1 protein-coding gene is annotated in these 528 nt (G+C 58.9%); it reads left to right on the plus strand.

Annotated elements, in window-relative coordinates; all coding sequences use genetic code 11:
- Window positions 1–37: 37 nt before the first annotated feature.
- Window positions 38–528: hypothetical protein (locus CXQ90_RS21905; protein WP_219816759.1), on the plus strand; the 491-nt coding region annotated here is incomplete at its 3' end.

The following is a 528-nucleotide window of genomic DNA, read 5'->3' on the forward strand; positions in this document are numbered from 1 at the left end:
GTCGAGACGGGCTGCGGCACCGGTGGACATGCATGCCGTGGACGTTCACGAACATGCACGGCTGATCGTTCACGAGCTTTCCCCCAAACGTGCCACCTGGGGGAGGAACCATGTTCTGGCTCAGGTCCACCGGCACCTAAAGGAATCTTTTCCGAGCAAGACAATGCCCGATGAACTGGTCGAAAAGATTACCCGTGCAGCGACGGCCACGCACAGCCTCAGCGTCACCTCCACCGCCGTCCCTTTCCGGCTTAGAGAATTCGCCCGAGCGGACGGGAGCAGCCAATTCCGGCAGGCTGAAAGCACGCTCTTCACCTCGCGTGAAGTGCTTCAGACAGAACATAACGTTCTGGCCGCAGCGCAGCTCACAGTCATACCGGCGGTGTCCGCTGAACGCTTCTCAAAGGTTCTGGAAAAGCACCTGAAACAAGGACAGACACTTAGCGAGGGACAGATTGAACTCGCTCGCTCATTCACAACAGGGGAGAAGCTCCTAGCGCTGGGAATCGGACCAGCCGGTGCCGGCAA

The sequence above is a fragment of the Arthrobacter sp. ZGTC131 genome, assembly GCF_002929275.1.
Lineage (GTDB): Bacteria > Actinomycetota > Actinomycetes > Actinomycetales > Micrococcaceae > Arthrobacter.